This window comes from Luteolibacter algae (assembly GCF_042683045.1).
Taxonomy (GTDB): domain Bacteria; phylum Verrucomicrobiota; class Verrucomicrobiia; order Verrucomicrobiales; family Akkermansiaceae; genus Luteolibacter; species Luteolibacter algae.
The window spans coordinates 54,765-73,020 of sequence record NZ_JBHUIT010000001.1; the positions used below are offsets into that span (position 1 = coordinate 54,765).

The 18,256-nt window shown below is 53.3% G+C and carries 16 protein-coding genes; 13 read left to right on the plus strand and 3 right to left on the minus strand.

Annotated elements, in window-relative coordinates:
* The first annotated feature begins 82 nt into the window (after positions 1-82).
* From ACFSSA_RS00275 to sucD, 4 genes are all read left to right on the plus strand, one after another.
* Positions 83-1,297, plus strand: coding sequence for an FKBP-type peptidyl-prolyl cis-trans isomerase (locus ACFSSA_RS00275; protein ID WP_386817759.1), 1,215 nt, complete (start codon positions 83-85; stop codon positions 1,295-1,297).
* A gap of 161 nt (positions 1,298-1,458) precedes the next feature.
* Positions 1,459-4,149 carry a 4-alpha-glucanotransferase gene (locus tag ACFSSA_RS00280; RefSeq protein ID WP_386817760.1) on the plus strand — a complete coding sequence of 897 codons (2,691 nt, stop codon included), beginning with the start codon at positions 1,459-1,461 and terminating at the stop codon, positions 4,147-4,149.
* Positions 4,150-4,259: 110 nt separating this feature from the next.
* Positions 4,260-5,441, plus strand: a complete 1,182-nt coding sequence (gene sucC / locus ACFSSA_RS00285; RefSeq protein ID WP_386817761.1) for an ADP-forming succinate--CoA ligase subunit beta — start codon at positions 4,260-4,262, stop codon at positions 5,439-5,441.
* A gap of 35 nt (positions 5,442-5,476) precedes the next feature.
* Positions 5,477-6,373: a succinate--CoA ligase subunit alpha gene (gene sucD / locus ACFSSA_RS00290; protein ID WP_386817762.1), complete on the plus strand. Its 897-nt coding sequence runs from the start codon at positions 5,477-5,479 to the stop codon at positions 6,371-6,373.
* 77 nt (positions 6,374-6,450) lie between these two features.
* Here sucD and kdsA read toward each other — a convergent pair whose 3' ends face one another.
* Both kdsA and ACFSSA_RS00300 read right to left on the minus strand, forming a co-directional pair.
* Entirely contained in the window at positions 6,451-7,272 is an 822-nt protein-coding gene (gene kdsA / locus ACFSSA_RS00295) for a 3-deoxy-8-phosphooctulonate synthase (RefSeq protein ID WP_386817763.1), read from the minus strand.
* Between the two features lie 8 nt (positions 7,273-7,280).
* A complete protein-coding gene (locus ACFSSA_RS00300; protein WP_386817764.1) occupies positions 7,281-7,556 on the minus strand; it encodes a DUF1844 domain-containing protein in 276 nt (91 codons plus the stop codon).
* Between the two features lie 161 nt (positions 7,557-7,717).
* Between ACFSSA_RS00300 and accB the strand changes: the two genes are divergently transcribed.
* From accB to ACFSSA_RS00325, 5 genes are all read left to right on the plus strand, one after another.
* The gene (gene accB / locus ACFSSA_RS00305; RefSeq protein WP_386817765.1) at positions 7,718-8,197 is read left to right on the plus strand and encodes an acetyl-CoA carboxylase biotin carboxyl carrier protein; all 480 of its coding nucleotides are present in this window, start codon (positions 7,718-7,720) and stop codon (positions 8,195-8,197) included.
* 29 nt (positions 8,198-8,226) lie between these two features.
* Positions 8,227-9,579 (plus strand): acetyl-CoA carboxylase biotin carboxylase subunit, encoded by a 1,353-nt coding sequence (accC, locus tag ACFSSA_RS00310; RefSeq protein WP_386817766.1) that lies wholly within the window; start codon positions 8,227-8,229, stop codon positions 9,577-9,579.
* A complete protein-coding gene (gene thiE, locus ACFSSA_RS00315) occupies positions 9,576-10,232 on the plus strand; it encodes a thiamine phosphate synthase (protein ID WP_386817767.1) in 657 nt (218 codons plus the stop codon). Before accC ends, thiE begins: the two co-directional genes overlap by 4 nt.
* Before the next feature lie 122 nt (positions 10,233-10,354).
* Positions 10,355-13,840, plus strand: coding sequence for a hypothetical protein (locus ACFSSA_RS00320; protein WP_386817768.1), 3,486 nt, complete (start codon positions 10,355-10,357; stop codon positions 13,838-13,840).
* Positions 13,837-14,022 (plus strand): hypothetical protein, encoded by a 186-nt coding sequence (locus ACFSSA_RS00325; RefSeq protein ID WP_386817769.1) that lies wholly within the window; start codon positions 13,837-13,839, stop codon positions 14,020-14,022. Before ACFSSA_RS00320 ends, ACFSSA_RS00325 begins: the two co-directional genes overlap by 4 nt.
* A 116-nt stretch (positions 14,023-14,138) precedes the next feature.
* Here the strand turns inward: ACFSSA_RS00325 and ACFSSA_RS00330 are convergent, their stop codons facing one another.
* Entirely contained in the window at positions 14,139-15,032 is an 894-nt protein-coding gene (locus ACFSSA_RS00330) for a LysR family transcriptional regulator (RefSeq protein ID WP_386817770.1), read from the minus strand.
* A 115-nt stretch (positions 15,033-15,147) separates the two neighbouring features.
* Between ACFSSA_RS00330 and ACFSSA_RS00335 the strand changes: the two genes are divergently transcribed.
* The 4 genes from ACFSSA_RS00335 (at position 15,148) to ACFSSA_RS00350 (ending at position 18,236) form a co-directional block, all read left to right on the plus strand.
* On the plus strand, positions 15,148-15,864 hold the full coding sequence (locus tag ACFSSA_RS00335; protein WP_386817771.1) for a pirin family protein: 717 nt from the start codon (positions 15,148-15,150) through the stop codon (positions 15,862-15,864).
* 48 nt (positions 15,865-15,912) lie between these two features.
* Complete coding sequence (locus tag ACFSSA_RS00340) at positions 15,913-16,299, plus strand: hypothetical protein (protein ID WP_386817772.1); 387 nt, start codon at positions 15,913-15,915, stop codon at positions 16,297-16,299.
* Between the two features lie 105 nt (positions 16,300-16,404).
* Positions 16,405-16,929 carry a sigma-70 family RNA polymerase sigma factor gene (locus ACFSSA_RS00345; protein WP_386817773.1) on the plus strand — a complete coding sequence of 175 codons (525 nt, stop codon included), beginning with the start codon at positions 16,405-16,407 and terminating at the stop codon, positions 16,927-16,929.
* The gene (locus tag ACFSSA_RS00350; protein WP_386817774.1) at positions 16,926-18,236 is read left to right on the plus strand and encodes a discoidin domain-containing protein; all 1,311 of its coding nucleotides are present in this window, start codon (positions 16,926-16,928) and stop codon (positions 18,234-18,236) included. Before ACFSSA_RS00345 ends, ACFSSA_RS00350 begins: the two co-directional genes overlap by 4 nt.
* Positions 18,237-18,256: the final 20 nt, after the last annotated feature.

Sequence of the window (18,256 nt, forward strand, 5' to 3'; positions counted from 1 at the left end):
TTTCCTTAGAAACAAGGATCTGTTTTTCCGGAATTTAGTCTCTCGACAGATAAGAAAATGGAGATGAGGGTTTCCGGATCAAATGAAACGAAAAGCTACATTGGCATTAATGATAGGTCTTGGCGCATTGGTCCCAGTGGCCTATGTCCACGGCCAAGACGAAAATACTATGATAGAAGCACCAAGTGACGTCGCCGCAGTGCCGGACGATGCTCAAAAGACAGATTCCGGCCTGGCCTCGAAAGTTCTTACGAAGGGCACAGGAAACGAAAAACCAGCAGCCGCTGATGAAGTGACGGTTCACTACTCCGGCTGGACAACAGATGGAAAACTTTTCGATAGCTCCGTGAAGCGCGGACAGCCGGCGACTTTCCCGCTCAATGGAGTGATCAAGGGCTGGACCGAAGGTTTGCAGCTGATGACCGTCGGTGAAAAACGCCGTTTCTGGATCCCGGCGGATCTCGCCTATGGAGAAAACCCGGGCGGAGGACGTCCCGGTGGTTTGCTGGTCTTCGACGTTGAGCTTCTCGATATCAAGGCAGCTCCGAAACCACCCGAAGACGTGGCTGAAGTTCCGGCGGAGGCCAAGAAAACGGAAAGCGGCCTCGCCTACCGTATTTTGAAATCCGGTGAAGGAGATAGCAAACCGGCAGCTCACGATATCGCTGAAATGCACTTCAGCATGTGGTCGAAGGACGGTCAGCTTCTGGAGAGCTCGCAGAGCCACGGTCGCCCGCTGAATGCTCCGATCAATACGCTGCCTTTCGAGGGCTTGCAGGAAGCACTGACTTTGATGACTCCGGGTGAGCAATCCCGCTTCTGGATCCCACAGGCCTTGACCTTTGGTGAAAACATTCCTCCCGGTGCTCCGGAAGGGCATCTGGTGTTCGATATCGAGCTGATCAGCTTCAAGGAAGCTCCTGAGCCTCCAAAGGTTCCTGAAGACGTAGCTGCGATCCCTGATAGCGCCACAAAAACGGCTTCCGGCCTCGCGTCCCGCGTATTGGAAAAAGGAACTGGCGATACAAACCCGAAGGCAACCGATACAGTATCCGTCCACTACAGTGGCTGGACGCTTGACGGCAAAATGTTCGATAGCTCCGTCTCCCGCGGTGAGCCGACTTCCTTCCCGCTCAATGGGGTGATCCCAGGCTGGACCGAAGGTGTGCAGCTGATGACCGTCGGCGAAAAACGCCGCTTCTGGATCCCTGCTGATCTTGCTTACGGCGAGAACCCTGGCGGTGGCCGTCCGGGCGGCATGCTCGTGTTTGATATCGAGCTTCTGGAGATCAAATAATCCTGATGGGGGCAATGAGCTGCCCTGAAGAAAATGATTCCCGCCCGGTGCCCGAACAAGGCATCGGGCTTTTTTGTGGACGGATTGTCGGGACTTTTTCTCACATGGACACAGCTTTTAAGTCGCGCCGGGCCGCTTTCCGGCATTAGGTGGTGAGGTATATGAATTTGGTATTTCGCGTAGCTTATAGGACTGTGGTGGGGGAATCGCTGTGGCTGAAAATGGGGTTGGCCGGCGAGAGTGGTTTGATCAAGCAAACGGTGCCGATGAAGTGGAAAGACGCGGAACATTGGGAGGTTCAGCTGGAGGTGGAGATCCGTGGCGAAGTGCGGCTGGAGTATGAGTATGTGCTGAAACGAGCGGTGGAAACCGCGGAAAACTCTCCGTCAGCTGAGGAGGTCACCGTTAGGGAATGGGGCGGTGCCAGAAAACTTCCGCTCTCCGAGACCCGCAGCCGGGTTCTGATGCTGGATGACTGGCGCTCGGCAGGCAGTGACGACTATGTCTATGAAGCCAAGGTTTTCACCGTGATCGATGGCTCTGATAACGAAGTCACGGAATACGTAGGCACGGGCAATCACGAGTTAAACCTGCACATCGCGCGAGTTCCCGAGGGGTGGATCCCCTGTGTGATGGGTGGCTTTGAAACTCTGGGAGAATGGGATTACAGTCGGGCGGTGCCAATGCACAAGGTTGCACCCTTCTCATGGCGCGTATCGGTGGATCTCCCGGTCGATTGGGAAGTGGAATACAAATACGGGTTTTACGATCCTGTCGGTAAAAAGGCAGTCAGGCTGGAAGATGGCGAAAATCGTTTGCTCCAGCGCCGGGATAAGTGCGATTTTGTGAAGATCTCGGATGAAGCGTTCGGACGCGCTCCGGATATGAAATTCCGCGCGGCGGGTGTAGCCATCCCGGTTTTTTCCCTGCGGAGCGATTACGGTTGTGGCGTTGGTGAATTTGCGGATCTCAAGGTGATGGGTGACTGGGCAGCGGCGGTGAACTTGAAAATGCTCCAGATCCTACCGATCAATGACACAACTTCTTCGCGGACCTGGACCGATAGCTACCCCTATTCCGCAATCAGTGTCTATGCGTTGCATCCGCTATATCTGCGGATAGATGAAATGAGTTTCCCGCTCACTGATCCCGAGGCTTTTACCGAGGAAAAATGCGCTTTGAATAAAGCCAGGCGGGTTGATTACGAGGCGGTAATGGAAGTGAAATGGCGCCGCACGCGGGAAGTTTTCGAGAAAAATCACGATGCGATTCTGCGGGATCCGGGCTTCGTATCCTTTCTACAGCGGAATCGTGACTGGGTGCTGGACTACGCGGTTTTTTCGGTGAAACGCGATGAGTTCGGCACAGCGGTTTTCTCCGAATGGGGCGATTGGGCGGTGTATCAGAAGGCAAAGGCCGACTCTTTCGCAATGAACCCGGACGTGATGTATTACGTCTGGTTGCAATTCGAGCTGGATCTCCAGCTGTCCGCTGCGGTGGATTACCTGCACTCGCTGGGAGTGGGCCTGAAAGGGGATTTACCAATCGGTGTGGACCGGGATTCAGTGGATGCATGGGTGGCACCCCACCTTTTCAAGATGAATGCCCAGACAGGGGCGCCACCGGATGCGTTTGCGGTAAAGGGCCAGAACTGGGGATTTCCGACTTATGATTGGGATGAGATGGCGAAGGACGGCTACGCATGGTGGAGATCCCGTTTTGAAAAGCTCAGCCGTTATTTCGATGCCTATCGAATCGATCACATCCTGGGATTTTTCCGGATCTGGCAGGTCCCCTTCGAGCACCTGGATGGCATCATGGGCTGGTTTGATCCAGCATTGCCGGTCACCTTGGAGGAGTTTGAAAGGCGTGGAATAGCATTTGATTACGATAGGTTCTGCAAGCCGTTCATACGTGAAAAGATGCTCAAGGAAAAGTTCGGCAAGTTTGCGGACGGCGTGCTTCAGGACTTCCTCAAGGATTACGGGCTTGGCTGCTATGGAATGAAGCCGCAGTTCGCTACCCAAAAGGGAATCATGGAGTTTTTCTCTGAACTGAAACCCGGCGATTGGGCGAATCAGGAATGGTTGCGGGATGGCCTGCTGGATCTCGTGAGCGAAGTGCTTTTCTTCGAGGTGGAAGGCTCCGGAGGGACGGAGTTTCATCCGCGGATGAGGATGGAGGACACCCTGTCTTTCAAGGATTTGGATGAAGGAACCCGGATCCGGCTAAAGGAACTTTACGAGGATTACTTCTTCAGCCGCCAGGAAGCTTACTGGGAGGAAAAGGCTTATGAAAAACTTCCCGCGATGCGTGCCGCTAGCGACATGCTGCTCTGTGGCGAGGATTTGGGGATGGTGCCTGCCTGCGTGCCGGGTGTGATGAGCTCGATGGGTATGCTTTCCCTGGAAATCCAGCGCTGGCCGAAGGTCTACGGCTCGGCGTTTTTTCACCCGGCGCACGCTCCCTACATGAGCGTGGTCTCCACAGGCACTCACGATATGGAAACGTTGCGCAGTTGGTGGCGGAGTGATGAGAAGGTTCGCGCGAATTTTGCCTGGGCGATGTTTGGCGTGGCCTTTCCTGAAAAGGATCTCAGCGGTGAAATGGCGCGCCGGATCATCGAGCAGCACCTATGGTCTCCGGCAATGTGGGCGGTCTTTCCGTTTCAGGATCTGCTGGCGATGGACGAGGAGCTCCGCAGTAATGATGTGGAGGGGGAACGTATCAACGTGCCGGCAATCATCCCTTTTTATTGGAGGTGGAGGATGGAAATGACGGTTGAAAAACTTTCCAAAGCCGCAGAGTTCAATGCGAAGCTACGGGATCTCATTTCAACAGCTGGGCGATAAAAACGCCAACATCCGCGTATGAAGGGAAGTCATGCAAGTTTTTCACCGCGTTGCTTGACCCCCTGCCCTGACGGCAGCTACGTTTGCGCGGTTTTTGCCTGCCTTAATTTATGAATATTCACGAATACCAAGCGAAGGAGCTGTTTGATCGTTTCCAAGTGCCAAGCCCGAAGGGCAAAGTCGCCGGATCACCTGAGGAAGCTGCTGCGGCAGCGAAAGAATTCGCCGGTGCCAAGCTGGTGATCAAAGCCCAGGTTCACGCCGGTGGCCGTGGCAAAGGTCATTTTAAAAATGGCTTCCAAGGCGGTGTCCACCTGATCGAGAGCCCCGAGCAGGCTTCCGAAATCGCAGGCAAAATGCTCAACGAAACGCTCGTCACCGTCCAAACCGGCGATGCTGGCCGGCTGGTCCGTAAGGTAATGGTGGCGGAGGCTGTCGACATCACCCACGAGTATTACCTCGCGATCCTTATGGACCGCGCCACGTGCGCTCCTGTGATCGTTGCTTCCACAGAAGGCGGAATGAGCATCGAGGATGTCGCGCACGATACTCCGGAGAAAATTTTTCGCCAGGTGGTTCATCCACTGCTCGGTCTGCAGGGCTATGAGATCCGTAAGATTTCCGCAGAGCTAGGCCTCAGTGGAGACATTGCCAAACAATTCGGCAAGCTTCTGAAAAACCTCTACAAGCTATTTGTTGATTGCGATTGCTCAATGCTCGAGATCAACCCGCTTGTTACCACTCCAGATGGCCGCGTGCTGGCCTTGGATGCGAAGTTCGGCTTTGATGACAATGCGCTCTATCGCCACCCGGATATCGTGGCAATGCGCGATAAGGAAGAAGAAGATCCACGCGAGGTGGCTGCTTCCGAGTATGATCTCAATTACATCGGCCTGGATGGTAATATTGCCTGTCTCGTGAACGGAGCAGGTCTCGCGATGGCGACGATGGATATCATCAAACATTACGGCGGGGAGCCTGCCAACTTCCTCGACGTAGGTGGCGGTGCGACCAAAGAACAGGTGACCGCAGCTTTCAAAATCATCCTGGGAGATCCGAACGTCAAAGGTATCCTGATCAACATTTTCGGCGGTATCATGGATTGCAACGTCATCGCGGAAGGTGTGATCGCCGCCGCGAAGGAAACCGGCCTGCCCATCCCGCTGGTCGTCCGTCTGGAAGGAAATAACGTGGAAGCTGGAAAGGCAACTCTCGCAGCCTCCGGCCTGAATATTGTAGCCGCGGACGATATGGCGGATGGAGCCCGGAAGATCGTCCAAGCCGTCGGATAAAAACCTGAACCAAACAATTTTAAAGAAATACTCTTATGGCCATTCTCATTGATGAAAATACCAAGGTTCTCGTGCAAGGTATCACCGGCAGCTTCGGTGGCAGACACGCACAGCTCTCCCTCGACTACGGGACAAAACTCGTCGCCGGTGTGACACCGGGGAAAGGCGGGCAGAAGTTTGGAGACATCGTGCCCATCTTCGATACCGTTTCCCAGGCGGTGAACGAAACCGGAGCGACAGCTTCCGCGATTTTCGTCCCACCTCCGTTCGCCGCGGATGCGATTCTTGAGGCAATGGATGCCGGCGTGGAGCTGATTGTAGCAATCACAGAAGGGATCCCGGTCATGGATATGATGCGGGTGAAAGAGGCGCTGAAAGGCTCAAAATCACGCCTCATCGGTCCGAACTGCCCTGGCGTCGTAACGCCGGGCCATGGGGAAAAAAGCCACGGCGGTTGCCGCATCGGCATCGCTCCCGGATATATTCATAAACGGGGCAACGTCGGTGTTGTTTCCCGCTCCGGCACCCTCACCTACGAAGCTGTTTTCCAGCTTACGCAGATGGGCTACGGGCAGAGCACCTGCGTTGGCATCGGCGGGGATCCTATCAATGGAACCTCCCATCTTGATGTGTTGGAAATGTTCAATAATGATCCGGAAACCGAAGCGATTATTATGATTGGAGAAATCGGCGGCACGGCCGAAGTCGAAGCCGCGCGCTGGGCAAAGGAAAATTGCAAGAAGCCGATTGCTGGGTTCATCGCGGGTGCGACAGCGCCTCCGGGTCGCCGCATGGGTCACGCCGGTGCGATCGTCGGCGGAGAGGAAGACACTGCGGAAGCTAAGAAAAAGATCCTTGCCGAATGCGGAATCGGCGTTGCCGAAACTCCTAGCGAGATGGCTACCAAACTGATGGAAGTTTGGGGTAAATAGTCTTCTTGCCCAAATCCTTCCAATAAAAAGGCAGCCGTTCGATCGAAGGGCTGCCTTTTTACGTTTTCCGCAGATTCTTAATGACTTGCGTGATGAATGGCGAGGAGTTTGATCAAGAGATCCTCGATGAACTCTAGGGGAATTTGGTTTGGTCCATCGGAAAGGGCGTTCTCTGGATCCGAGTGGACTTCCATGAAAAGCCCGTCGACGCCGGTGGCGACAGCGGCACGTGCTAGCACAGGGGCCAGCTCACCATCGCCGCCGGTGGCTCCGCCGAGGCCGCCGGGCCGTTGGACGGAATGGGTCGCATCGAAAATAACAGGGATACCTTCTTTGCGCAGAATGTGCAAAGAGCGCATATCGACCACCAGATTGTTGTAGCCGAAAGTTGTGCCCCGTTCCGTGATAAGGAATCTTTCACAGCCAAAGGCTCGCATTTTATCGGCGATGTTCACGCAATCCCACGGAGCGAGGAACTGACCCTTCTTAACGTTCACAACGCGACCGGTCTTTGCAGCTGCCTCCAGAAGATCTGTCTGGCGGCAGAGAAATGCGGGGATCTGCAGGAGATCGATATGTTCTGCCGCGATCTCCGCTTGCTCGGAAGTATGAATGTCCGTGGTGACAGGAATTTTCAATTCCTTGGAAATTTCACCGAGAATGCGGCAGCCTTCCTCAATGCCCGGACCACGGAAAGACCCGACCGAGGTGCGGTTTGCTTTGTCAAAGGATGCTTTGAAAACAAAAGGAATGCCGGTGCGATCCGCAATTTCCTTGAGGGAGCGGGCCATTTCCCAGGCGAAGGTCTCTGTCTCGAGCGCACAGGGGCCGAGAATGAAAAACGGAGCCGGTCCGCCTACCGGAACGTTGGAGATTTGGAAGGGTTGGAAAGATTTCATAACGTAACTTATTCGGAATCGGAATTATCGAGAGCGGTTTTATACAGCGGAATGAGATTTTTTAACGCCATTTCCAAAAGTTTCTCTTCTTTTTCAGTGAGGTTTCCCACGGTTTTTGCTCTCAGCATGCCCAGCGAATCGATGACAGATTTCGCGGCACGAAGATTTACGGTGGGTTTCCCTGTCTGGGGGTTCGGAATTTGGCCGAGAAAAAGACCGGCATTCTGCGCTTGGAGAAGGACGAATTCATTGAAGCGTGGATCGGCTTCGGGACTATGGGGCATGGCTGGAATTTTGCTTATTGATACGGGAAGGTCAAACACGGAACCGCAACTCCCTGCAGGGATGATGCTTGACGAAGATTGCAGTGCGTTTCTAACCTTCGCAAGTGTCGGAGTCGCGGTGATTCCCTCACGCCAATTAATAATTTAAGAACTTACTCTCCGTGGACCTCCAAGAAATCCGTCGCATTGTGGAATTGATGAATGAGCATGGGCTCACCCATTTCGATCTATCCAAGAAGGATTTTCATCTGAAATTGAAAAAGGGTCCGGATTTGGAGGAGTTGAGCGGCCTACTTGCCAGTCTTCCGTCCGCACCTGCCGCAGGCGCTGCTCCCGCGCAGTCCTATGCCGCTCCTGCTCCAGCTTCTTCATCAGCTGCGGCTCCTGCAGCCGCTCCAGCTTCCGAAGGCACGGAGATAAGCTCTCCGATGGTCGGCACCTTCTATCGGAAGCCCGCACCGGACGCGCCGAATTTTGTGGAAGTAGGCACGACGGTCTCTGAGGGGCAGACACTCTGCATCATTGAGGCGATGAAAGTGATGAATGAAATCAAAGCGGAAAAATCCGGCACCATCTGTGCGATCGTGGCAGAGGATTCGAATCCTGTGCAATTCGGTGACGTGCTTTTCCGCATCAAATAATATTTTCCGGCCAATTCCATTTTACTGAAATGTTCAAAAAAGTCCTGGTAGCAAACCGCGGAGAAATCGCTCTTAGAATCATCCGTGCATGCCGTGAGCTGGATGTGCAGTCGGTGGCTGTTTATTCTGAAGCAGACATAGACTCCATGCACGTGCAGCTTGCGGATGAAGCTGTTTGTATCGGGCCCGGTCCTAGCAAAGACAGCTATCTCAAGCCGGATCGCATCATCGCAGCGGCTGAAATCACCGGTGCGGATGCCATCCATCCCGGTTATGGATTTCTTTCTGAGAACGCCCGTTTCGCTGATATCTGCACCAGTGCGGGGATCACGTTCATCGGTCCCTCCGCGGATGTGATCCGCATGATGGGCGATAAGGCGACCGCTCGGGCAAGCGCCGTGGCAAATGGCGTGCCTATCACTCCTGGCTCGGATTTGCTCACCGATGAAGATGAAGCCTACGCAAAGGCGATGGAAATCGGTCTGCCAGTGATGATCAAGGCAACTGCCGGCGGCGGCGGCCGCGGGATGCGCCCTTGCTTCAAAGCGGAGGAGTTTCGCTCGCTTTTCAAAGCTGCATCAAACGAAGCCCAGGCATGTTTTGGCAATGGCGACTGTTATCTCGAAAAGCTGGTTCTCAATCCTCACCATATTGAGTTTCAGATCATCGCGGATTCCCATGGGAATTACATTCATCTGGGCGAGCGCGATTGCTCAATGCAGCGCAGAAACCAAAAAATCATCGAGGAATGTCCTTCCCCATTAATCTCCCAGGAAATGCGCGAGCGCATGGGAGAAGCTTCCGTTTCTTTGATCAAGGCGATCAATTACCAGAATGCGGGCACAATCGAATATCTGGTCGATGAAGCGGGTGAGAATTTCTACTTCATGGAAATGAATACCCGGATCCAGGTGGAACATCCTGTGACCGAGGAAGTCATGGGTTGTGAGCTGATCAAGGAGCAAATCCGGGTGGCCGCAGGAGAACCGTTATCCCGCCACGTTCTTGAAGCAAATCCACGTGGGCATTCGATTGAGTGTCGCATCAATGCCGAGGATCCATACAACAAGTTCATGCCGAGTCCCGGCACGATTTCCCTCTGGTATGCACCGGGCGGAAAGGGAGTCCGCGTCGATACCCATGTTTACTCCGGCTACTCTGTGCCGCCGTATTATGATTCGATGATTGCGAAGCTGATCGTCACCGGTGCCACCCGGGAAATTGCTATTGCCCGCATGAAGCGTGCGCTTGGAGAATTCATGATCAAAGGCATCAAAACCACGATCCCTTTCCAGCAGGAAATTCTTAATCATCCGGATTTCGCAGCTGGTAAATATGACATCGGATGGGTGGCAAGATTTCTCGAAGAAAAAGGTCTGTGACGCTCGATCAACGCAGGAATCTTTTGGCTGAGGCGGTTCTCTACGGAATCGTCGATTTCGGCTACGTCTCGGAAAAAGACATCCTGGCTGTTACCCGTGGCCTCCTTGATGGAGGCGCGGATATTATTCAGTTGCGCGCCAAAGGTATCGGTCTGGAGACGATACGCGCCGCCGCTGAAGCCATGATTCCGCTGTGTAAGGCTGCGAAAATCCCATTTGTGCTCAACGATTTCCCAGACCTGGCCGTCGAGCTGGGTGCGGATGGAGTCCACATTGGCCAGGATGACGGAAAAATTTTCGAGGTAAGGGAGCAGGTGGGCGAGGAGATGCTGATCGGCAGATCCACCCATAGTCTGGAGCAGGCGGAGAAGGCCATGCTGGACGGTGCGGATTACATAGGCTTCGGGCCACTTTTTCCCACACCTACCAAAGCTGGCAGGCCGGCGATCGGCTTGGAAGAAGTCGCGAAGATGGAGGCAAAGGTCGGAAAGCATCTGGCGGCATTTTGTATCGGAGGAATCAAACCGGAAAATCTCAGGCAAATCATCCACGCAGGAGCCAGAAGGTGCGTGGTGGTCTCATATTTGCTTACTTCTCCCGATATTTGTCGCGCGACTCGCTTTATCCGCGCGGAATTGGAGGCCAATCCGTAACGATGTATCTTTTCCGGTTGATCCCATCTTTCTCAATTTCCCCACAGCCTATGGTTGCCGCTCCGGCTTGTAGCCACTAGTCTCCGCACGCCCTCGGAAGGGCAGAAAACTCGAATCATATTATGCAAACTCTTAAAGACCGAATCGGTTTCACCCCTGAGGGCCCGGCAACCTCTTCTGTAGATGAAGAAAATCGCCTGCGCGAATTTGTGAATCTCAAGCTGGCAGCCAGAGGATATCCGATCGTCGGAAAAGAGGAGGATTACCCGTTTCTTGATCTGGGGCGTTCTTTGATTGCGAATTTTCAGGAAAAATCCCGTCTGCTTTCCGATTATCTTTGCCCGGTGGATCATTCCATCGATGCATTTCTCCGCTCATATCTCGGCGATGAGATCATCAACGAAGTTTTCCCGGAACATCAGTCGCTGTTACCTGCCGGAGCTTTGATCACAGAGCGCCACGGGATATCCCGTATGCTTTCGCTTCCTCCGGACAAAGATGAGTTCAAGTCATCGATTCTTAGCTCATACCGCGTCAATCAAGGAGTCTGTCACAATCCTGCTTCTGATCGACGCACAACCGAGGGAGTTTTCCACGTTGCCGAAGGTGGCCTGCCAGTCCCGGCCGACAAAAAAGAAGTTCCGAAGATTACTTTCGCAAAACTCCTACGCGCTGCCTTGAATCCACCGGAGGAAATCATGACTCTGCCATTCACCGGCACAAGTGAAGCTCCGGCAAAGGTTTTCGTTTCATTGCTTCTTCGTCCGATGGTCATGACGGAAGTCCCTGGCTTTTCTCCCGAGAAATCCATGGAAGTCCGCTTCTTTGCCCCGGGAAATCTAGTAAGTAATCTGGATTTTGTGGAAAGCATTTTTGGAAATGCCGGTGATCCGTATCTTCCGGACAATGACGCCCGGCTCGATACGGTCCATTGGTCCGGACACAGTGGCTGTGTGATTCTCGCTCCCCACCTGGTGACAATGACGAAAAAGGAGCTCGGGCTTCCGAATATTGCGGATGCGACAGACCGACAGAAGGCAGATGGCATGTGTTGGTCTTCACCGGATGAAAAATACAACGACGGTGGAGCTTTCAAGATCACCTGCCGCGACAAACGCGGGGTGGTGGTGACGCTCATCGCGGACAACTACTACGGTTACTGCAAAAAAGAGGTCAAAACCCAGCTCTCCTATGCGGCAAACCTTTTCGGCAATGCCGAGGAAGAGCATGCTGGCGGAGCCATCGCATTCCCGAGCTTCGACTTGGGGGAGGATTTCACACTCAGCCAATATTCCCGCGAAGTGGATCACCGTTTCTCCGATGTCGTGGAGCTATATGGAGATCTTTTTGATCTTCAACCGGAAGGTTATGGAATTGATAAGAAATTCCGGAATCTTTTCTATGTGCCGGAAGATGTTCATATCGATCTTCACAATCAGTCCGTCGAGTGGACAAACAATGATGGCCCGCAGAAAATTTCCCTGCAACCGGGTGTCACCTACATCCTCCCGTCCGGCTATAAAGTGGAAATGGTCAAGCCATCCACCGGCCAGCGTTGGCGCCTGATTGGCACGAACGCCGAGGGCACCTTCTGCCACAAGCCATGCACAGTATCGGGTGGCGGCAAGTCCGAGATTTCGAAATCCCTTTCGGACGCGATGATTTCCGGGCCAGTCCTCGTCGGTGATATCCGCAAGGATCTCGATGCTGCTGAAGCGATCATCAATTACGATTTTTCCAATCGATACAAAGTCCGCCACGATCCATCGAAGGCCGGGCGCCCTCTCCTTAGTGAAGAGCGGTCATTGGGATCCGTGCTGAGGCTCTTCACTCAGAATCCTGCCTACACAGATGAATATAATGCTTGGATCGAGACGATCGATCGATCGGTGCGCGATCTGGTGCTGGTCATCAAGCGCTTCTACAAATCCGATTGGGGCAGCGACTGGAAAAAACGCTTCACGGTTGATCTCATCAACGGCAGGCCTGGCCATGAACTAAGCTACCGCCGCCAACGTTTGGTCTCCCAATACCTACGGGTCGGTTTTACAGAAGATGACTCCTGGCGGACTTTCGGGATCCGCAAAGATTTCGCACCAGCAAAGAAAATCCAGACAGAGGATGATATTTCCGCCTCAATCGTGGTTCCCAGAAAAGCGATTCCGGGGCTTCATCCGGGTCTGAGGAATGAGTCGATCAAGTTTGTGAAAAACTGTGAATTCCGCCTTTTCCAGCGTCCCGACGATGCAATTCACCGTGGATATGATAAAAAGACAGAGAGTGATTTCTCCCAGTTCGGCACATTCTTTTCCAACTACGAGCCGATCAATCGCCCGGATGCGAATACGATGGTCAAAGACGCAATCCGCTTCGAGCAATTCACAAAGCCTATGCGGAAAATGCTGCGTGAATTCACCCGCAAGCAAAGCCCGGACTATGTCATCAGCTCCCACCAGCCGCGTATCGTCGATGGCAAGCCAACCAAGAATCCACGCTACCTGCAGAATCGTCCGGATCTCGAAGATCCACGCTCTGGGTATCTGGCTGAGTTAGGTGCACGTTTCATCCGCCGTTTGCCACTGGACGCACCAGTGCCGATGCCGGTGAATTCCGTTCTTGCAGGCCGCCGCAACAATCCACCGGATGAAGCAGCTGGAATCCGCGCTCTGGCGGTTTACAACCCGATTCACTATCAGGAACTTCCCGAGTTGTTCATGGATTTCATTGCTTCCCTCACCGGCAAAAGCCCGTCAACGACCGGGGCCGGCAGCGAAGGAGCACTGACGAAGGGTCCTTTCAACGCAATCCTCCCGATTCACGATGTCAATGCCGCATTGGTTTCCTACCTTCTCACCGGCTACTCTGGCTTTACCTCGGCGGCTGGCCACATTGGCAGGAAATATCGGGTAGATCACGATATTTCACTGCTGGTCCCCGAGGTTTGGTCCCGGATGTTTATCGAAGAACGGGAGCCCGCTTATCTTATCGAGAACGGCTTCTTGGAGAAAATCGAAGACTTCGAGCACGAAGGTAAGAATATCGAAGCCAGCCGCCTCGGTTATCGTATCACAGAGAGCTTCGTGACCACATTCTTCGGACGGATGTTTTCCGCGCCGGGAAGCGTCTTCACTGAAGATATGCTCAAGCCTGAGCTGCAATCCATGGATGACTATATCGATGGTATCGATAACATCACCAGCACCCAAAGAAAAGTCGCTCTGAACTACTTCAAGGATGGTAGTATCGATGTCGCCTGCCCGCCTCTGAAGGCTCTGCTAAATATCATGGCGTATGGAAACTATGAGGGTAAAACGCTCAATGATTCGTCCATCCGCAGTATGTTCACCTATGAATCCCTGATTGCATCGGATTGGTATCAGGCCCGGATTGATGCAAAGGTGGTTGTTGATCGTTCCCTCTGGGAAAGACATATCGCTTACCTTACAGATTTCCTCAAAAAGCCGAATTACCAGAGTGAACTGGAGCGTTTGAAAGTCTCCGAGAGACTCTCAAATGCCCGGGAAGAGCTGAAAAAGATTAACACGCCGGATTACCGCGAGAGCCTTATCGGCACCTTGGGCGCGGATCCCGCACTCGTCCAATTATGATAAAGCTCGAACAAGGTCAGCTCTGGAAACAGGGCGAAAAATACTTCCGTATCGTCATCTGGGAGCGTCTCGCGATCCAATATAAGGAGACTGCAAGCCCGGATGCCGCAGAGGGCACACTGCATGCGGTTTCCAAAAAGGAATTCTGCCGTCTGATCAAAGGCGCGGAATTGGTGGAGTAGTCAGGCAGGGTAATTACGATCGCTCTAATTTTATAGCCGGCGCTTGAAAATACCGGCAGCCGATTCGGAGGTTTCATCGGGCCCGGAATCCAAACGATTTCGGGCTGGATGGACGATCAAAGTTTGGTAGCACGCTCCATGAGTAAAGCTGCCAAGCTCTCCATTTCTTTGGAAGTGTTGGATTTTGGTCGCACCAAAAGAAGCTCGGAGTGGATTGCCGGGGTAGCCAGCGGAATTAGAGCGCAACCAGCGTGAGGCAATTTCGCAGCATGCGCAGGCATGAGTCCGACCCCTCCCCCGGTGCCGATTTCCGCGAGCATCATCGGCAGGGAATCAGCTTCGGAGACGATGTTTGGAAGGAATCCAGCCGCCTCGCAGATCGAGAGGAGAAATTCACGGCGTTTTGGGAAAAAAGCGTTTGAGAGCGATACCCAATTGTCTTTCTTCAATTCGGCAAGTTTGATGGATTTTCGTTTTGCAAACCGATGATTATCCGGAAGGACAGAGATGAAGCGGTGCTTTGAGAGCCGTTTCACATGGAAGAGGGATTTCTCGTCATCCTCCAGGTCTCCTAGGATCACGGCATCCAATTCGCCCAGGCGAAGCCGATCAAGCTGTGCGCGTGGAGGCAGATCGAAGAGGCTGACTTTTGATTTCGGATGACGTTGTTGGAACTCGCGGACAACAGGTGCGACCAAGTCATCGAGAAAAGGCGAGAGAAAGCCCAGGCGCAGGGTTCTTCGAACATCGCCAAAATTTTCCTGCGTCTGCTGCACCGCGAGTTCCGCATCGCAGAGAAGCTGTCTGGCCTTCAATAAAAAGAAGCGTCCCGCTTCGGTGAGATGGATCCGTTGTTTGATCCGATCAAACAAGAGGAGTTCGATTTCCTCCTCCAGCAAGCGGATCTGGCGGCTTAGCGCAGGTTGGGAAATATGAACTCTCTCTGCGGCACGTGAAATACTCATTTCCTCTGCCGCTGCCACGAAATACCTCAGCTGGTGGAATTCCATATCCGGCAACATGCTTATCAGAAAGATATATAGCAAGGTTATAACCTTAAGGCATCAAGTTCGGAGCTAAGTGATATTATGCGAAACCATCAGCCCGTGACATTCTGATCCCGTTATGAAAACGAATACTCCTTCACTCCTTATCCGTAGATCAGAAGAACGTGGGCATGCCCGCCATGGCTGGCTCGATAGTTATCACACATTCAGTTTTGCGGATTACTACGATCCCGGACACATGGGCTTCCGCAGCCTGCGCGTGATCAATCAGGATACCGTCAGCGCTGGAGCCGGATTTCCCACTCATCCTCACCGGGATATGGAAATCTTCAGCTATGTGCTCTCCGGCGTGCTCGCTCACAAGGATAGCATGGGAAACGGCAGGGAGCTCAAGCCAGGGCAGATCCAGCTCATGAGCGCAGGCTCCGGTGTGTCGCATTCCGAGTTCAATCCATCGAAAAGCGATCCGCTCCATTTCCTGCAAATTTGGATCAAGCCGGAATCGACCGGTCTCCAACCGAACTACACGGAATGGCATCCGGGGAAAGATACCGAAGACGCGGCGAAGGTCTTGGTCATTTCCCCGGACGGCCGCGAGAACTCCGCAACGATCCGCCAGGATGCGGATGTTTATCGTCTGCGGGTGAAGGCAGGGGAAAGCGTGAGCCACGAGCTCCGGGAAGGACGTGGGCTGTGGATTCAGCTTATCAAAGGAACCTTGGCGAGTGGAGGAGACAAACTACTGGCAGGTGATGCCGCCAGCTCTGAAACCGCAGGAAACATCGCTTTCACTGCTGTGGAGGATGCCGAGGCGTTATTGTTCGATCTCGCTTAAGCCACACCCGGAGATCCAAGAAAAATGATCAACAGAAATATCAAAATTATGAAAAATATATCAAATGTCATCGGTGGCCTACTGGGCTTGTTATTCCTCACCTTCGGGATGAATTTCTTTCTGAAATTCATCCCGTTACCGCCGCCGGAGGAAGGATCCGCAGCCGCGTTATTCATGAGCGCTATGTATACCACAGGTTATCTGGCGTTTGTGAAGTGCTTGGAAATCGTCGGTGGTATCCTCGTGGCTATACCGAAGACCAGAAACTACGGGCTCCTTGTTCTTGGTCCGATCATCATCAATATTCTGGCCTTCCATGTCTTTCTGGCAAAGGGCGGCGGCTTGTTCGACCCTCCGGTCGTGCTGATCTCACTGCTTTCGCTTTTTCTGCTATGGAGCGGCCGCAGAGCGTTTCTTGGGCTTTTGAATCCATAAGGAAGCTCATGTTGTCGTCCACTCATTGGAGTTATTCCAGTGGGCGGATTTTTTTTGCACCAAAGTGGAAAGATTTCGGCTGAAGCTGGTAAGACTTAGTAGAGAATGGTAGCGAAAGACCCACATCCCGAGGACCACATTGTCAATCTGATCGTCCAGCATCAGCGTGATCTGAAGCACTATATACTTTCGCTGCTGCCGGATGCCGCGCTGGCCGCGGATGTGCTGCAGGAGACGAATCTCGTGCTGTGGAACAAAGCGGATGAGTATGATCGCGGCCGACCTTTTCTGCCTTGGGCGTTAACGATTGCGTGGTTCCAGGTGAAAGCCGCCCGACGCGATAGCGCACGGGACATCCATGTTTTCGATGATGACCTGCTGGAGACTCTGGCCGCCGAGAGTGAGATCCCCGATGGGGAATTGATGGAAAAGGCCCTTGAGCACTGCCTCGGAAAGCTGAGCGCCCCGCAACGAAAGCTCATTCTTGCCCGCTACCAGCCGGGTGCCTCTGTGCAAGAAATGGCTGCTGATTTTTCGCAAACCCCCAACGCGCTATCTCTCGGTCTACTACGTATCCGAAATGCCCTCAAAAGCTGTATCGAACAACAACTAAATCTTTCATCCACATGACTCCGGATCGCCTGGAAATACTCATTCAGAAACTCTTCGACAGCCGGTTGACGGAAGATGAGCGCATTGAGTTTAACTCATTGTTGAAAGCCTCGAGATCCGCCCGTGACCAATACCGGAAATCGATGTCACTGCATGCAGCATTGATGAATAAGTGCGATGACGGATCAGCTGCCGGCCCTTTTGCACAGCTGGCGGACAGACCTGTGGCGGAGAGAAGAAAAATCGCCCCATTTGTCCCCAGGGTTCTATTGGCAATCGCTGCGATGATCGTGGTTTTCGCAGGTTTGAATATGATTTGGAGCGAACCGAAGGCGATGCTGACCGGTGGAGAGTTTGAAGCTGTCGGCGGAGCAGGAGCACTCACCCCTGGTAGGATAAAAGCAAAAACGCCTTTCGAGATCCATCGCGGCTCTTTGACGCTCACTTATCCGAGCGGCGCGGAAGTCACCTTGGAAGCTCCCTGCCGTTTCCAGCTTGATCGCAAGGAAGCGCTGACCGTGGCACACGGTAGAGCATCCGTTCACGCACCTCCCGGAGCCGAGGGGTTTGAGCTCGATACCCCGGGCGGGAAATTCATCGATCTAGGCACCCGATTCGGTGTGGCGGTCGGCTCCGATGGCTCGAAATCCGTGGTGCTCACCGAGGTTTTTGAAGGAGAGATCAATGTGGAGACATCCGAGAGCAAGACGACCCGCCTCCGCCACGGAGAGTCCAGGGCGCTCCTATCCAACGGGAATGATACAGAACTGGTTAGCGATCTGGACTCCTCTCCCATCCGGCTTTCCCGTGGTGTTTCGAGTGCGCCTGCGGATCGGGATAATCTCGCGTTAGGGAAACCGGTGTTCAGTCCGGGTTATTGCGTAAGAGCGCATGGCTCGATTTTCCCTCCGGAAAATGTTACCGATGGACGGCTTAATGATTCCGGAGTTCCGGGAGACTGGAGTTTCTGGCTGGCACCCGACGGTGAGGATGGGGAATTCACCGTGGATCTATTGGAAAGTCAGGAGTTTTCCAAAATTTCCCTGCAGAATACTTCCAATCGACTCATCCATGATCGTGGCGTTGAAAATTTTGAGATTCTTGTTTCCGAGGATAACAAAATCTTTTCGCCCCTTCTCGAAGGTTATTTACCACGCATCGATTATTTGAACCGGGAGGATTCCTTTCCGTTTCATGATTTCACGTTTAGCCCGGTTACCGCGCGTTATGTGAAGCTGGTGGTGCTCAGTCATTACCGTCATCCCACACCGAGAAGAAACGATCCCCATTCCGGCGGCATCAGTGAGATCCGCATCTTCCGCTGAGCTTTTTTGCTAATTCCAAC

Excerpts from the sequence above, each read along its gene's own strand:
- ACFSSA_RS00275 (WP_386817759.1), top strand. The coding sequence starts at position 83 with ATGAAACGAAAAGCTACATTGGCATTAATGATAGGTCTTGGCGCATTG.
- ACFSSA_RS00280 (WP_386817760.1), top strand. The coding sequence starts at position 1,459 with ATGAATTTGGTATTTCGCGTAGCTTATAGGACTGTGGTGGGGGAATCG.
- sucC (WP_386817761.1), top strand. The coding sequence starts at position 4,260 with ATGAATATTCACGAATACCAAGCGAAGGAGCTGTTTGATCGTTTCCAA.
- sucD (WP_386817762.1), top strand. The coding sequence starts at position 5,477 with ATGGCCATTCTCATTGATGAAAATACCAAGGTTCTCGTGCAAGGTATC.
- kdsA (WP_386817763.1), bottom strand. The coding sequence starts at position 7,272 with ATGAAATCTTTCCAACCCTTCCAAATCTCCAACGTTCCGGTAGGCGGA.
- ACFSSA_RS00300 (WP_386817764.1), bottom strand. The coding sequence starts at position 7,556 with ATGCCCCATAGTCCCGAAGCCGATCCACGCTTCAATGAATTCGTCCTT.
- accC (WP_386817766.1), top strand. The coding sequence starts at position 8,227 with ATGTTCAAAAAAGTCCTGGTAGCAAACCGCGGAGAAATCGCTCTTAGA.
- ACFSSA_RS00320 (WP_386817768.1), top strand. The coding sequence starts at position 10,355 with ATGCAAACTCTTAAAGACCGAATCGGTTTCACCCCTGAGGGCCCGGCA.
- ACFSSA_RS00325 (WP_386817769.1), top strand. The coding sequence starts at position 13,837 with ATGATAAAGCTCGAACAAGGTCAGCTCTGGAAACAGGGCGAAAAATAC.
- ACFSSA_RS00330 (WP_386817770.1), bottom strand. The coding sequence starts at position 15,032 with ATGGAATTCCACCAGCTGAGGTATTTCGTGGCAGCGGCAGAGGAAATG.
- ACFSSA_RS00335 (WP_386817771.1), top strand. The coding sequence starts at position 15,148 with ATGAAAACGAATACTCCTTCACTCCTTATCCGTAGATCAGAAGAACGT.
- ACFSSA_RS00340 (WP_386817772.1), top strand. The coding sequence starts at position 15,913 with ATGAAAAATATATCAAATGTCATCGGTGGCCTACTGGGCTTGTTATTC.
- ACFSSA_RS00345 (WP_386817773.1), top strand. The coding sequence starts at position 16,405 with ATGGTAGCGAAAGACCCACATCCCGAGGACCACATTGTCAATCTGATC.
- ACFSSA_RS00350 (WP_386817774.1), top strand. The coding sequence starts at position 16,926 with ATGACTCCGGATCGCCTGGAAATACTCATTCAGAAACTCTTCGACAGC.